The sequence below is a fragment of the Rhodococcus sp. YH3-3 genome (assembly GCF_001653035.1).
Classification (GTDB): Bacteria; Actinomycetota; Actinomycetes; order Mycobacteriales; family Mycobacteriaceae; genus Rhodococcus_F; species Rhodococcus_F qingshengii.
Window position 1 is genome coordinate 15,569 of sequence record NZ_BCWH01000006.1, and the last position, 14,617, is coordinate 30,185.

16 protein-coding genes are annotated in these 14,617 nt (G+C 60.9%); 7 read left to right on the top strand and 9 right to left on the bottom strand.

Features of this window, described 5'->3' with window-relative positions; genetic code table 11:
• The first annotated feature begins 314 nt into the window (after positions 1-314).
• A complete protein-coding gene (locus YH3_RS33210; RefSeq protein ID WP_064444980.1) occupies positions 315-1,064 on the top strand; it encodes a GAF and ANTAR domain-containing protein in 750 nt (249 codons plus the stop codon).
• A 108-nt stretch (positions 1,065-1,172) separates the two neighbouring features.
• Here the strand turns inward: YH3_RS33210 and YH3_RS33215 are convergent, their stop codons facing one another.
• Positions 1,173-1,940: a GAF and ANTAR domain-containing protein gene (locus tag YH3_RS33215; RefSeq protein ID WP_064444981.1), complete on the bottom strand. Its 768-nt coding sequence runs from the start codon at positions 1,938-1,940 to the stop codon at positions 1,173-1,175.
• Positions 1,941-2,209: 269 nt separating this feature from the next.
• On the opposite strand from YH3_RS33215, the gene YH3_RS33220 reads away from it, so the two are divergent.
• Both YH3_RS33220 and YH3_RS33225 read left to right on the top strand, forming a co-directional pair.
• Complete coding sequence (locus YH3_RS33220; RefSeq protein ID WP_064445017.1) at positions 2,210-2,857, top strand: GAF and ANTAR domain-containing protein; 648 nt, start codon at positions 2,210-2,212, stop codon at positions 2,855-2,857.
• 58 nt (positions 2,858-2,915) lie between these two features.
• Complete coding sequence (locus tag YH3_RS33225) at positions 2,916-3,614, top strand: GAF domain-containing protein (protein WP_064444982.1); 699 nt, start codon at positions 2,916-2,918, stop codon at positions 3,612-3,614.
• A 193-nt stretch (positions 3,615-3,807) separates the two neighbouring features.
• On the opposite strand, the gene YH3_RS33230 is transcribed toward YH3_RS33225, so the two are convergent.
• Both YH3_RS33230 and YH3_RS33235 read right to left on the bottom strand, forming a co-directional pair.
• Complete coding sequence (locus YH3_RS33230) at positions 3,808-4,008, bottom strand: hypothetical protein (RefSeq protein ID WP_064444983.1); 201 nt, start codon at positions 4,006-4,008, stop codon at positions 3,808-3,810.
• Positions 4,009-4,035: 27 nt separating this feature from the next.
• Positions 4,036-4,380, bottom strand: coding sequence for a MerR family transcriptional regulator (locus YH3_RS33235; RefSeq protein WP_054781737.1), 345 nt, complete (start codon positions 4,378-4,380; stop codon positions 4,036-4,038).
• A gap of 164 nt (positions 4,381-4,544) precedes the next feature.
• Between YH3_RS33235 and YH3_RS33240 the strand changes: the two genes are divergently transcribed.
• The 3 genes from YH3_RS33240 to YH3_RS33255 all read left to right on the top strand — a co-directional run bounded on the left by YH3_RS33240 (position 4,545) and on the right by YH3_RS33255 (position 9,665).
• Entirely contained in the window at positions 4,545-5,003 is a 459-nt protein-coding gene (locus YH3_RS33240) for an Hsp20/alpha crystallin family protein (protein ID WP_054781738.1), read from the top strand.
• Positions 5,000-5,386 (top strand): hypothetical protein, encoded by a 387-nt coding sequence (locus YH3_RS33245; protein ID WP_064444984.1) that lies wholly within the window; start codon positions 5,000-5,002, stop codon positions 5,384-5,386. Before YH3_RS33240 ends, YH3_RS33245 begins: the two co-directional genes overlap by 4 nt.
• A gap of 262 nt (positions 5,387-5,648) precedes the next feature.
• Positions 5,649-9,665 carry a non-ribosomal peptide synthetase gene (locus YH3_RS33255; protein ID WP_082920772.1) on the top strand — a complete coding sequence of 1,339 codons (4,017 nt, stop codon included), beginning with the start codon at positions 5,649-5,651 and terminating at the stop codon, positions 9,663-9,665.
• Positions 9,666-9,668: 3 nt separating this feature from the next.
• Here YH3_RS33255 and YH3_RS33260 read toward each other — a convergent pair whose 3' ends face one another.
• From YH3_RS33260 to YH3_RS33285, 6 genes are all read right to left on the bottom strand, one after another.
• Positions 9,669-10,007: a DUF1003 domain-containing protein gene (locus tag YH3_RS33260; protein ID WP_238592770.1), complete on the bottom strand. Its 339-nt coding sequence runs from the start codon at positions 10,005-10,007 to the stop codon at positions 9,669-9,671.
• Positions 10,008-10,117: 110 nt separating this feature from the next.
• Entirely contained in the window at positions 10,118-11,401 is a 1,284-nt protein-coding gene (locus tag YH3_RS33265) for an IS256 family transposase (RefSeq protein WP_064444987.1), read from the bottom strand.
• Positions 11,402-11,554: 153 nt separating this feature from the next.
• Complete coding sequence (locus tag YH3_RS33270) at positions 11,555-12,292, bottom strand: SDR family oxidoreductase (protein ID WP_064444988.1); 738 nt, start codon at positions 12,290-12,292, stop codon at positions 11,555-11,557.
• A gap of 10 nt (positions 12,293-12,302) precedes the next feature.
• Entirely contained in the window at positions 12,303-12,554 is a 252-nt protein-coding gene (locus YH3_RS33275; RefSeq protein ID WP_064444989.1) for a hypothetical protein, read from the bottom strand.
• Positions 12,551-13,462, bottom strand: a complete 912-nt coding sequence (locus YH3_RS33280; RefSeq protein ID WP_223304629.1) for a universal stress protein — start codon at positions 13,460-13,462, stop codon at positions 12,551-12,553. Before YH3_RS33280 ends, YH3_RS33275 begins: the two co-directional genes overlap by 4 nt.
• Complete coding sequence (locus YH3_RS33285) at positions 13,356-13,997, bottom strand: flavodoxin domain-containing protein (protein ID WP_223304628.1); 642 nt, start codon at positions 13,995-13,997, stop codon at positions 13,356-13,358. The genes YH3_RS33280 and YH3_RS33285 overlap by 107 nt, the downstream gene beginning before the upstream one ends.
• Positions 13,998-14,235: 238 nt before the next feature.
• Between YH3_RS33285 and YH3_RS33290 the strand changes: the two genes are divergently transcribed.
• The gene (locus tag YH3_RS33290) at positions 14,236-14,613 is read left to right on the top strand and encodes a hypothetical protein (RefSeq protein ID WP_064444991.1); all 378 of its coding nucleotides are present in this window, start codon (positions 14,236-14,238) and stop codon (positions 14,611-14,613) included.
• Positions 14,614-14,617: the final 4 nt, after the last annotated feature.

The window sequence follows — 14,617 nt, forward strand, 5'->3', positions numbered from 1 at the left end:
ATCGCTGGACTGGCCGGGCGCGAGGAGGGCCATTATTGGCAGCAAAGTGATGGGTCTCCACGAGTGGTTCGGCGATTTTTTGCGGGATCCGGCTCCCGCAAACGAGTTCGGGTGTAGCAGTCGTCCGCTGGACGCCTGTACCCCTCACCGCTGGTGAACCCTCCCTTTTTTGGTTGCCGGTCTGGCGGGCCCCGCCATGGGTTTGGTGGTGGTGTGTTCGGGCATTCGTGAGTTGTTGACAAGTGGAGATCGGGGTTTTGCCGTTTTTCGTCGTGTGCCGTCACGGTCTCGTGGGAGTGCGTGTGAGGTGTGGGATGGATGTCGTACGAAGCGCTGCTGTCGGTGATGGGTGGTTTCCTCCGCTCGATGCGGCTGCCGAAGCGTTGCAGGATCTGTATCGGGTGTTGAATCCGGCCGGTCACATCGAGAAGTATCTGAACCGGTTGTGTGAGCATGCGGTGGAGTTGATCGAGGATGCGGACATGGCGGGGGTGACGGTTCTCGATGAGGAGGGTGCTGCGTCGACGGCGGCGCGCACGTCCCGTGAGGTCGTCATGGTGGACGAGCTGCAGTATCGGTCGTGGGCGGGTCCGTGTATCGAGGCCGCGGAGAGCGAGCAGATCGTGGTGGCGGACCGCACGACTGCCAGTGAGCGGTGGCCGGGTCTGGCGTCCGAGGCCCGGCGATTCGGGGTGCAGAGTTTCCTGTCGATTCCGTTGCCTGCGCTCGAGCCCGGGGTGCGTGCGGGTGCGGTCAATGTGTACGGCAGCCGTGCGGACGGGTTCGCTCGTTCTGAGGTGGCGTTGATGAATTTGTTCACCACTGCCGCTGGGTATGCGATCGGCAGTACCGAACGCTACCGGGGTGCCCGGCAGTTGGCTCTGCAGCTCGAGCGTGCTCTCGATTCGCGGGCGGTGATCGATCAGGCGAAGGGGGTGTTGATGGCGGTGCACGGTGTCGATGCGGATGGGGCGTTCGCGATGTTGGTCGACAAATCCCAACGCACCAACACGAAACTGCGGGCGGTGGCAGAGGATCTGCTGGCGAGTGTGCGCATCACCTAGAGATGACGAGGCCCCGCGAACGCGGCGATGGTGAGCTCTCCCGCCTATCGACGGCACGCCGCTTCGTGCCGTCGCAGCGTCCTGACCGGTCGATCGGAAGCTCTAGCTCTATGTGCGTTCGTCATCGGCTGAAATGATCATCTGACGTGCAACGTCCAGTAAATCCCTGGACTCACGACGTGCTGAAGCCTGGAGTTCGGAAAGCGCGGTCTCGGGGTCTGTATCTCGGCGGATCATCAAGATTCCGACTGCTCGTTCGATGTCGGCACGTGAGGCGATTCCTCGGCGCAGGGCGTTGGCGGCACGTTCGAGTCGATGGTCTGTTGCGATGGCATCGAGCCCCGCTCCCAGATATTCGGCGATGACGACGACGAGATCACGGTCCCGGTCCGTCTCTGCCACCGCTGAATGCGAGTACAGGTTCAGCGACCCGACCGGCACGTCGTAGTTGAACAGTGGTACCGCGAGAAAACCTTCCAATCCGGCGTTGCGCGCAGCAATACCGAGAGTGGGCCACCGTGTACCTAACTGCTCGACCGACATTCGGACCGACCGACCCGTACGCGATGCTGACAGGCAGGGTCCGTCACCGAGAAGATATTGCGTGCGATCGAATTCTTCTACACGTTCATCGGTAGGGGCGACGGTGAACGGTTCGCTGTCCAGGGATGCCGTGACACCGGCGTGATCAACACCGACAACCAGATCGACGGCGGCAATCGTGCATCGAATCATCAACTCCACGACTCGATCCGGGGAATCAGCCGGTATCGAGAGAGATTGTTCGAGGCGATCGATGAGTCGCGGCTTGCGACCCTGTGCTCGTACGAAGGCGGCCGACGGTCGCGCGCGCGGATGAGAACTGTCGAAGTTCATGATTTCTTGCCCGATCCGCGCGGTGGAAGTGGTCCACCAACGAAAAGTGGCACCGACGCGGCCGACTCGGCCGCGCGCCTGAGAAGTACCTCTATTCGGTAATCTCGACTTTACGCCGGATCGGAGTGACCAGGCGCCGTGTGTGCCCCGTGAAGGCGACTGAGGAGGTGCGTCCTGTGAATGCAGATCCGAGAGGAAGTCAGGACACCCCCGAATTTCCCGACGAATCCGAAAGTGAGAGAGGGCGCCGCGCATCAGTCGAGTTGCCGATGACCGCGAAACTGTGTCGACAGTGTTTGAGGCTGGCGGAAGTTCAAGGGGCGGCGATCACAGTGCTCAGCAGCTCTTCGTCGAGGGAATTGATGTACGCGACGGACTCGGTGGCACAACACCTCGACGAACTACAGTTCACCGGCGGTGACGGTCCGTGCGTTGATGCATTCACAACTGAGCGACCGATGTTCTGCAACGACACTTCCAGTGACTCCGCCAATGACATCTGGCCGGGGTTTGCCAGCGAGGCAGACAAAGCCGGTGTCGGATCGGTGTTCGCCTTTCCGCTCAGGGGCGGAGGTGATGTCTTCGGTGTGCTCGAACTGTACCGTCTCGATCCCATTGGCCTCGACGACGAGCAGATCGAATTGGCGACTGCGAGTGCCGCTGCGATTTCGATGGCGATTCTTGCCGAGCTTCCTGTCACCGGTGATCTGGACGCCGGGATGCTCGTCAATGCATTTCACCGACCCGAGGTGAACCAGGCAGTCGGGATGATCGCGATCCAACTTCGTGTCTCGGTCGAAGAGTCACTTTCTCGGCTTCGAGCCGCCGCGTACTCCTCGGGGAGGCCGATCTGGGAGATCGCCACAGATGTCGTGAATAGGCGGATCCGATTCACACACGGTGGTGACGACGGATGACACCTGATTCGGAAAGATCGCGCAACGTCTCTGCAGTACTTGACGATGGGAGCCCAGGATGAACACCCCCGCAATACAATTGAGCATTGCCGAGGTGACTCATCTTCTCACCACCGACTTCGATTCCCTGCGTGTACTCGAGACGATCGTTGAGCGATCGAGACAGAATCTGAGCGGTGTGTGGTGCGCCCTCGTCGTGCGAAACGGGGAGCAAGGTTATCTCGATGTGTTGGTGGAGTCGGCAAATGCCGAGTTCGTTCCCGACCGGACTCTTGCCATATCGGGTCCGGCTGCGCTGAGCGCTGAGAGCGGAGCGGTTGTGATGGTCGACAGCTTCAAAGACGTGGGGGAGCGGTGGCGGAAATTCGGTCGCTCAGGACTCGAACAAGGACTGGGCGGGTGCCGCTGCTTTCCGATGAGGTTGGGTCGGACATCGCTCGGATCACTCGTGGTCTTTACTCACGATTCGTGGCACAGCGCTGAGCGTAGTAATGCATACGGGCAGTCGATGGCAGATTTGGCCGCTCTGACTCTGTCCACGGACAGTCGTCAGGATCGTCATTCGCAGGTGGTGACAGCGGTCAAGAAGCTGATCGCGGTCCGCGGCGACGTGGAACAGGCAGTCGGCATGATCGCCGAACTCGACGGTATTTCGATCGAACTCGCAACTGCACGGCTGGCGGAGAACGCGCGGCGACGAGGGATCAGCCCCGGGGCGTACTCGTCGTTGGTGCTGGCGAACCCGGATGCCCGGTGAGGTAGAGCCTCCTAGGTGGTACGAGCATGAAGTGATCCTTACCGGGAAGTTTTCGTATCGTATGCACTCTCAGGCCCGGCCGCGCAATCGTTCCGAAAGAGCTGTTAGACAACGTATTCGGATACAGAGATGCCTCGGGTCGGCAGGGCGTTCCCTGCCCGGTTGGTGTAGTGCACCAGTCGGACAGGGAACCTCAGCGTTCGTCGTCGAGCGGGGCGGGTGTCGATTGTTCGAGCAGATCTCCCTCGGGCGCCGGCCATGGGGTGTCGAGTTCAGTGGTGAGGGCTTCGAGGTCGACGGCATACACTGCATTCGGGTCGGCTGGGATGGTTTGTTCGAGGTAGTCGGCGTCGGGTGTCGCGTCGAGGGCTGAGCGAATGCGGTTGTCTTCCATGGCGGTGGCCCTTTCTCTGTCGGGCGATCACGGACGTTTCTCTGTGTCGTGTGTGTTTTTCCGGCGTAGGTGGGCGTTGTCTGCGCGTAGTCGGGTGTTGTCGCGGCGTAGTAGGGCGGTGCTGTCTTCGAGTTCGAGGACTCGTTTGATGCCGACGAGGTTGATGCCGTCGGCGATGAGTTCTGTGATGCGGCCCAGACGAGTAAGGTCCTCGTCGTTGTAGCGGCGGGTACCGCCGCGGGTGCGGGCGGGGGTGATCAGGCCGTACTGTTCGTAGAGTCGTAGTGTGCCGGCGGTGAATCCGGAGAGCTCCGATGTCACCGAGATCGCGTACAGGCCAGGGGGTTCGGCGATAGCGGGGTTGCGCGCCATGATGGTCCTCCCATCAAAGAAATTTCGATATCTGCGGGCAAGCTCTTGATCCGATGTGTGTTTGATGATATACCAAATCTACAGCATCTACTGTAGAAGTTCGGTGGATGCGGTGGTGGTAGTCAGTGAACGGTTCCAGTGACTTTTCCTGGAGGTGACCGAAAATGTTGATGCGCACCGATCCTTTCCGTGACCTTGACCGCCTGACCCGACAGCTGTTGGGTACTGCGTCGCAGCCGGCGGTGATGCCGATGGATGCATGGCAGGAAGGTGAGCAGTTCGTCGTCGAGTTCGACCTTCCCGGCATGGACCCGGATTCACTCGACCTCGATGTGGACCGCAACGTGGTGACGGTGCACGCCGAGCGGCCGGTTCGCGCCGGCGAGGCGGAGATGATTGCCGCTGAGCGCCCGCGCGGGGTATTCAGTCGTCAACTGTTCCTGGGCGAGAACCTCGACACCGACAATATCGAGGCCGGCTACGACGCGGGGGTGCTGAGGTTGACGATCCCGCTCGCGGAGCGGGCCAAGCCCCGCAAGATCGAGATCAGCAGCGCCGGGAACAGCAACGGGAGCAGCAAGGAGGTGGGCCACAAGCAGGAGAGCAAGCAGATCGATGCGTGAACAGCACGCCGGAACAGTCCGCAGTCCACAACAGCAGGTTTCGAGAGGGTGCAGCGACAATGACTGGGGCCGATGACGTCGAGATCGACCGCATCGCCGAGTATGAGCGTGAAGTAGCCAGCGGGGGTCGGCGCGGCGACTCGGAGTGGGAGAGGCTGGGTATCCACCTCTGGCACGAACTGGAATATGCTGCCGTGGTGGAGGATTCGGATCGGATTCTCGCTGATGCGCTCACTCCGGCGGCGTGGGTGTTGCTCACCCGGATTGCCGGCTGCACCCTCGACCCCGGCTTGGTGGCCCCGCCGATCATGGTGTCCCGGTATACGTATCGGGTTCCGGTGATGCGGCCGCGGGCGACCCAACGCTCCCCTCCACAGGGTTAGAGGCGTGGGCGGGTTTCTCGTTGCCCGGCCCTCGACGGCGCAGCGGGGGACCCTCGGGTGTGAGGACTTGCGGGCAGGGTCCGTGGGTTCTTGTGCGGTGGTTGCCGAGACGCTCACACACTGTGACGTCTTTTGTGAGTACCGAGCAGCAGCGGGTACAGGCCTTGGACGGCGAAGAGTGCGAGACGTGTGACCGGATCGGCAATCACCTTTTCCGGCGGGCAGCGTGAACGCGCACCGTGCAGAGTTTCGTCCGAACACAATGTCTACGAGTTATTTTCGACAAACGGTGAGGTGGCGTGATGGAGCGGTACAGGTTCACGTTCGCGGACGGATCGACCGCCGAAGAGTTCTTCGATTCGGACACCGAGGCGATCGTGGCGGCGACGGCAGCCAACGGCGGCAGCAGTGCGTGGCGGCGGTTGCCCGCCAGGAAAGCCGATACCGAGAATCACCGCGCTGTGTCCGCGATCGAGAATTCTGGCACGAGAAACTCCGGTCAGTTCCTTCCTCTCCGGTCTTGGGAACGAGCGCGACGGGCACTTCTCGGGGAAGTACGCTGCGAGCGAGTGGCACAGTGCCACTGTCCGATCTCTCGGCAGCAACGGTGATATCGGCGTTCGCGTCATACGTCGCACTGATGTGTGGTGTCGACGACCTGTGTTTGTCTCTGCCGGTGTCCGGACGAGTGACTGCTGCGTCGAGATCGTTGCCAGGCGCGATGTCGAACGTGGTTCCTCTGGTACTTCACGGAGTGGATGCATCGACCCCCTCCTCGGCGGTATGCGCTGTCGAGAGCGCACTGAGCGAGGCACTTCGGCACCAACGTTACCGCCGGGAGGACATGTCCGCTCTGCCTGACGGTCGACGGCAGTCAAGAGTGCAATCTTTCGGTCCGGTCGTCAACATCATGTTGTTCGACAGGACCCTGACCTTGGGCGCGGTACGAGGTCACGTCGAGATACTCACGACCGGACCGATCGACGATATCGCGCTGAACGGCTACCCCGGTCACACTGGGAACATTCGCGTCGATCTCGAGGCCAACGGTGCGCTGTACAGCTCTGCCGAGCTTTATGCCCATCATGATCGATTCGTTCGGTTTCTCGAGGCATTCGTCGACACGCCGCCGGATCATCCTGCTCCGCCCCTGTGGACGGATGCCGAGCTGGGAGCCACGAGTCCGGCGCGTGGCGAGCCTTCGATCGAGCCCAGAAGTCTTGATTCTCTTCTGCGTTCCGCAGTGCACCGCGCTGTCGATTCGGTTGCCATCACCGACGGTGATAGATCGTGGACCTACGGGCACCTCGATCGGATGGCGGGACTCTGGAGTCGGCATTTGAAGTCCGTCGATGTGGGCCCCGATGATGTTGTCGTCGTGGCGATCCCGCGATCCATCGAATCGGTCCTGGCAATGTGGGCTGTGGCGCGTGTAGGAGCCACATACGTACCGATCGATCCGGCCCACCACGCCGAACGGGTCGTGGACATGCTCGGTGTATGCAAACCAAAGATCGGGCTCACGACTTTCGGGATGCGGCATTCGTTGCCGTACGACCTCGAGTGGCTGTTCTTGGACCGTGACCCCGATACTTTCGCGCCGTCCTTCGACCCCGAGCCCGTGCATGCCGATCATCGGGCTTACATGATCTTCACCTCCGGCTCCACGGGCCGGCCCAAAGCGGTGTCGGTCACTCACCGTGGCCTGGCCAATTTGGCTACCGACATTCGCGAGAAATACGGGCTCGATTCACGCTCTGTCGTAATGCATTGTGCTTCAACCAGTTTCGACACCTCTGTCGTAGAGATGCTCGCTCCCGCTCTGTTCGGCGCCTCGTCGGTGATCTGCCCACCCGAGACCGTTGGTGGATTCGAGCTGGAAGACCTCATCTGCCGTCATGCCGTGACACATCTACTCGTAACACCTTCGGCGCTCGCAACATTGGCTCCGGAACGGGTGCCCGGCTTGAAATTCCTGATAGTCGGTGGCGAGAAATTATCGCACGAACTGATGCGCCGGTGGGCGCCGTTCGTGCGTGTTCGAAGCGCGTACGGCCCTACCGAGGCGACATGCAGTGTCACCATCACCGACGTCTTGAACGTCGACGATCGTGTGACACTCGGGCGGCTCATGCACGGAGTCGAGGCGGTGGTTCTCGACGCATCGCTCGAGCCGTTGTCCTCAGGGGCCGCGGGGGAGCTCTACTTGTCGGGGCCTGGTTTGGCCAGAGGGTACGAGGGTGGAGCGGGGGAGACGGCTGCGCGTTTCGTTGCGTCCACACTTTCAGCGGGGCATCGTATGTTCCGAAGCGGCGATCGGGTCCGATGGACAGACGACGCCCAACTCGAATTCCTCGGTCGCACAGACGATCAGGTGAAGGTGCGTGGGCGCCGAATCGAACTCGGTGAGATCGATTCCGTCCTGTACGGCCACCCGTCGGTCGAGTTCGCCACGACGTTGGTCCGCGATCTGGCCAATGGTTCGCCGGCGCTGGTGAGTTACGTGAAACTGCACACGGGAATCTTGGACTCGGATGCGAGTATCGAACGCCTTCTGACACAGAAATTGCCGGAATACATGGTCCCGGTCGTCGTGATTCGCCTCGACGCGGTTCCGCTCACCACGAACAAGAAAGTCAATCGGGGCGCGCTCCCCGCTCCCACCTTCGAGCGGAGAGAATCGGTACGGGTCGCAACACCGATCGAGTCCCGCATCATCCGTACCTACGAGGAAGTGCTCGGGGCCACCGAGATCGGCCACAGCGATTCGTTCTTCGGTCTCGGGGGAGACTCATTGTCCGCAACTCGAGTGATCGGCCGCCTCAACGCTGATTTCGGCATAAACCTCGGTGTTCGTGATCTGTTCGACTCGCCGAGCGCCGCCGCGCTCGCGAGTTCCTTCGGCCAACACGTCGGGTGGGTGCCACCATTGGAACAGGCCGTCGACGCCTCGACGCCGCTGCTTTCACCTGCACAGGAATACATCGGTCGAGAACTCACCTCGCCTGCTCTGTACAACCTGCCCTTCACAATTCGCGTGCGTGGCAGACTCGACCACGACGCGTTGGCTTCGGCCGTGCAGGACGTAATGGTCAGGCACGAAACACTTCGAACCGTGTATCCGGATGTCGCGGGTTCGCCCCGCCCGCTAGTGGTGAATCCGGACCGGATTCCGCGCGGACTTCAAGTGGTCGAAGGGAATTCGAGCGATGCAGAATCGATCGTTCACCAGACGCTCTCTCGGGGTTTCGATGTGCGTTCCGAGATCCCCATTCGCTTGATCGTGTGTGCATACGGTCGGGACGATCATCTGTTGGCGGCGGTTGTCCATCACATTGCGGCAGATGGATGGTCTCTCGCCATCCTCGCGCGCGACTTGTCCGTCGCGTACGAGGCTCGCGCGCGGAACACGCACCCGACGTGGTCGGAGACCGCGGTGCGGTACTCGGACTACGCCATGTGGCGCACGGAAATTCTGGGAGCGCACGAGGCGCCTACCGAGCTCGCTGTCGGTCAACTCGAACATTGGGCGGCGGTTCTCGACGGGGCGCCGAGCGAGATTTCTCTGCCACTCGACCACACTCGACCCTTGATGTGGACATTCGGGGCCGGGCGAGTCGAATTCTTGGTCGATCCGGAGACTCATCGCGGGTTGACTACCTCTGCAAAGCGAGCCGAGACCGGGATGTTCACTGTCGTTCACGCCGTCCTGACGGCGACACTGAGTGCTCTGTCCGGTGACCACGACATCATCGTCGGTAGCCCGGTCGCAGGCCGCGGCCATCCGAAACTCGACGACCTCGTGGGCATGTTCGTGAACACACTCGTCCTACGCACACGCGTCGACGTTTCGGCGGATTTCGACGCTCTTGTCGCCGAGTGTCGCCGAGTAGAACTGTTGGCCCACGATCACAGTGACGTGCAGTTCGAGCGGCTGGTCGACTACCTCGATCCTCCTCGTCACACATCGCTGCACCCGTTCTTCCAGGTGGCATTGTCGTTCGAGAACTTCCCTGCCGCAGTGCTCGAATCCGACGGGCTTACCTTCGAGGTCACGCCGCGGCCACTCGACATCGCCAAGTGTGACCTTCATTTTCACTTTGCCGAAACGTTCGACGAAACCGGTGAACCCGCCGGGATCGAGGCGGCACTCGTCTACTCCTCCGATCTCTTCGACGCAGCCACCGCCACCCTCTTCGCCAAGACCCTGTCCGCAACCGCAGATGCTCTCGTGAGGAGTCCGGATGCACCGCTGCTCGCGCTGGACACGAGATCGTGACGGTCAGCGTGCGGTGTGTTCCGGAGTGCAGACATGCTTGTGAATCTCCCGCGAGAGTTCCGCGACGGTCTCGGTCAGTGCCGTGTTCGCCTCGATCAACTGTCGGAGTTGATTGGTGTTGTCGAGAGTGTGAACCGCAACTTCACTACTGATGGCGTCCGCCCGTTTCGCCGAGATCAACAGAATTGCTCCCTGCATGCCGGCAAGCATCGACAAAAATAGATTCAGCAGAATGAACGGGTAGGGATCGAAACCGGTATTGCCGTTGAACCCTGCCCAGATACCCATGATCGCGACGAAGACGAAGACGAACGGCCACGACCCCATACCGTTGCGGACCACATCGGCCGCACGTTCTCCGCGGGTCAGCTCCGAACCCGTACGGACTGCGGGATGCAGATGCCACCGATTCTGGGTCTGTCCAGAAAACGGTGTAATTGATTGGTTTCTAACTACTTTCGTCCGGCAGACAGCCGTCCGTCGAACGTTATCTCGAAGGCATTCAGTGCTGCCTTCCATCGGTTGGACCAGCGCCTGCGGGCGGTGCCTTTCGGGTCGAGGCTCATGATGGCCAGATACACGCATTTCAAGGCCGCGGCCTCGGTCGGAAAGTGTCCACGGGCCTTGACAGCCCTGCGGATTCGAGCGTTGACACTCTCGATGGCGTTGGTCGTGTAAATGACCTGCCGGATGGCGTTGTCGAATTGTAGGAACGGCACGAACTCAGCCCAGGCGTTAGTCCAGAGCCTGATGATCGCGGGATAGCGTTTCTCCCATTTGTCACTGAACTCTGCGAATCGGTCGAGCGCGGCCTGCTCCGACGGAGCCGTGTAGACGGGTTTGAGGTCCTTGGCGATCTCGGACCAGTCCTTGCGGGAGGCATAGGCGTAGGTGTTACGGAGAAGATGGACCACACAAGTCTGCACGATGGTCTGTGGCCACACTTGCTCGATCGAGTCAGGTAGATGCTTGAGACCGTCGCACACGACGATCAGAACATCCTGCACACCACGGTTTTTCAGCTCGGACAACACCCGAAGCCAGTACTTCGCCCCTTCCCCGTCGCCGTGCTCACCGGCCCACAATCCGAGGATGTCGCGGGTGCCGTCGACAGTCACCCCCATCGCGACGTAGATCGGCCGGTTAGCGACGTTGCCCTCGCGAATCTTGACGTGGATGCAGTCGATGAACAGCACCGGGTACACAGGGTCCAACGGCCGGTTCTGCCACTCGGCCATGCCTTCCATCACCCGCTCGATGATCGTCGAGATCGTCTGCTTGGACACATCAGCTCCGTACACCTCGGCCAGGTGTGCAGCGATCTCACCGGTCGTCAAACCCTTGGCCGACAATGAGATCACCATGTCCTCCACGCCCGACAGCCGACGCTGCCGCTTGGCCACGATCTTCGGCTCGAAGGAGGAATCCCGGTCACGGGGCACCTCGAGTTCGACCGGGCCGGCCTCGGTCAACACGTTCTTGGCTCGTCTGCCGTTGCGGGAGTTGCCGCTGCCCCTCCCTGCCGGGTCGCTCTTGCCGTATCCGAGGTGGTCGTCCATCTCGCCTTCGAGCGCGGACTCCACGACTAGCTTGGTCAGCTTCGACAGCAATCCACCATCTCCGGTCAACTGCAGCCCTTCGGCTCGCGCCTGCTCGACCAGCTCTTTGAGCCGCGCATCGCTGATACCCGGCTGAGCCGAGTTCGTCTCTGTCTCACGATCAATCACGTCAGTCATAGTGGCGTATCTCCTTTCAGAGTTACACCGTTGTTCTTACAGTCCCCCGATTCTTGTTTCCGAGTCTCATGGTTCTGCGTCTCATGGTTTACCATTGTGCGCTTGCCGCTGGTCGTGTTCAGTTCAGGTCGACCATCCTCGGTGTTCTTTCGGTCACGAGCGCGGTCTCCCCGCAGCGTATCCACCGTCGACGACAAATTCTGTGCCGGTGGAGTACGTCGCTTCGCTGACGATGAAGCGCACTGTCGATGCTATCTCGTTCGGACTTCCGAGACGCGGGATAGGCTGATCGGCGACGAAGGGTAAACCGCCGAAATCATTTGTCGCTGAGCCCTGTATCGGTCCGGGGTGCACGGAACATACTCGCACGTTGTTACCGCACAGGTCGAGGGCCGCCGCCTTGGTAAGTCCTCGAAGGCCCCATTCGCTGGCAACGTAAGCACCCATTCCCTGGTATCCGGTCAGACCCGCTGTGGAGGAGATGTTCACGATTGCACCTCCGCCCGCGGTTGTCAGGGACTTTGCAGCACAGTGTATTCCGAGCCATGCCCCGTACAGGTTGGTATTGAGGACATGTTTGAACTGCGTGGGACGTTGTAGTTGCACGCTTCCCGACTCGATGATTCCGGCATTGTTGACGAGGACGGACAGATGTCCGAAAGTTGACTCGGCTGTGTCGATGGCGGATTCCCAACTCTCCGGTTGTGTCACGTCGAGACGCTGGAACGCCACGCGGTCACCGAGTTTCGATGCTGTGGCGTTTCCTTCTCCTTCGAGGAGGTCGCCGATGAGGACTCCGAAGCCTTCTTCGGACAGGGCTTTGGCGATGGCCGCACCGACCTGGCTCGCTCCTCCGGAAATGAGAGCGCTTCTTCCGTTGTGGTCGGTCATGCGTAGCCCTTCAGTTGAAGTTGTCGGCCTTGCTGTCGAGATAGCTGATGATGCGTTGCCGCGCGAGTCGTTCGCTGAGTTCAGGTCGGGCTTGCGGCGTTGTCCAGGACAGATCGTCGAGGCAGCCTGTCACGACGATGTTGATGCATTCCGCCGAGATGAGTCCCTTGAACTCCGCGGCGAGTCGATTGACTGTGGTGGAGTATTGGTTGCGGTCCGAGGGCGAGTTCGGTGGTGATTGGGGTTCGAGGTGCGTTGTCACGTGTTCTGGTCCTTATGGCGGGTGGGGGACGGCATGATCAGCAAGGGGCAGGACGCTGTGTGCATGAGACGGCGACTCGTCGAGCCGAGTAGCATCGACGAGAATCCGCCCCGTCCTCGTCGTCCGACGAGTACGAGTTGTGCCGATTTCGATTCGATTTCCAATTGTCTTGCAGGATTGTCACGTACGACGACACATCGAACGGCGACGTCGGGGTACTCCTGCCTCCACCCCGCAAGCCTTTCCGCCAAGACCGCATGCTCGGCGGTTGAGATCGTGTCCCAGTCCGGCGATACACCGTCAGGGTCGGAGCGAAACACGGTTGTAAGGTCGGAGTCGCTCCAGGCATGGACTGCAGTGAGCTCCACTCCGTGGAGTGAAGCGGTCTCGAACGCTTCGGCAATCGCGGGTTCGCTGTTCTCTGTCCCGTCGATACCCACCACTATCGGGCCGCTCATTTGCGGCTGTTTCGAATTCGGGACGTTTCGGATGACTGCGACAGGCACGTTCGAATGGAGTACCACTGCCGCGCTGACGGAGCCGAGTATCGCGTCGGCGAATTGGTTGAGCCCGTGTGATCCGACGACAAGCATTGCAGCCGTGCGGGATTCGTTGAGGAGTGTTTCTACACCGTTTCCGAATCTCAGCTTGTCGACGATCTGTAATTCTCTGTCTCCTAGCGTCGCTGCGGACAGCAGCGCCTCGGAACGAGCTGTGGAGAGTCGTTCGCGACCAACAGTTTGTTGGTTTGGAAACCGTGGTGCACCGAGTTTGACAGCACCGCCGAAAGTGGATGCTTCGTCAGGCATCACGGACAGTAAGTGGAGCGGTCGAGTGCGAAGTACGGCTTCTCGGGCCGCCCATCGGACTGCGGACAGTGCTGGCGCCGACCCGTCGACACCCACCACGATTGGTGCTCCGCGGTTCATGACGTTTCCTCTGATTCGATATGCCGTGTGGTGCGAACGGCCTCGCGGATCGACTCAGCCCAGGAGCGAACCGAAGCCCAGTCCCGGAAGTCGCCTTCGGGCGCGTGAACGACTCGTACGGCCACTCGTTCACGGACCCCAATCTTTCGCGGTCGAGTTTGCCTGCGAACGATTTGTGTTCGACGGCACCGGTTTTCTCCATCAAGGTGGCGATGTCGGATGGAACACCGGTCGTGGATTCGCCGGAACCGATCGGTCCCGAGGAGAACAGCCAAACCTGGCGAAGCCGCAATGCATCCGAGAAGCGTTTGGTGAATTCCTCTGCGTCCTTCATCCAGTGACCCATATAGATCGCGCTCCCGAGGACTATCGTGTCGTACTCGGTGAGTTCGAGAACGTCGTCAGGATGGCGGCGGTCGGCGTCCATTCCGCCCTCTCGCAAGGATTTTGCGAGATAATCCGCGATTTCGCTTGTTGAACCGTGGCGGCTTGCGGCCGTGACCAGTGTCTTCATCCAATGCTCCGCTCGGGAATCAACAGGGCGATTGCTTACGTGCACTCGCCGTGCTCGGGTGATCGTGATTCGAATTGTGCCGGAGTCAGGACGTCCTGGTCAGGGCCGCGAGGTGCACGAAAAAGGGTCTTTCGGCCTTCTGGTCCGTGTGCAGTCGGCACCTGTGGTGGTGGTTGTTGTGGGCTAGCGTCGACGGCAGGTAGCGACTCGACCGGTACGGCTGCTCAGGAGGCGCACAATGAACTCGCAAAGGTTTGCGCGGTTGGTGAGCGCAACAGGGGAGACAGTGGCGGTGATCGGCGAGAATGTCGATGCCAGGTCGTTCCCGGTAGGGGTGTGGTTGTTGACAGACGGTCGGCATGTGGTGGTCGTTGGTGAAGGCGGACCGCTTTCGGCGGAGGCGGTAGACGGGAAGGCTCTGATTGCGGCGGTGCATGCGCGATGGCCTGGCGCTGTCGTGTTGGAGAGGTTGTCTGCATCGGAGAACGCAGCTGATCCCCGTGCCTACTCGGCCAGATACGTCGAGGTTCGAGAAGACGGTTCGCACGGCGAGCCCGCCTATGCGGATCTGACCGACGCAGGATTCGCCCTCGATCCGCCAATTGACGTCGAGTGACGGG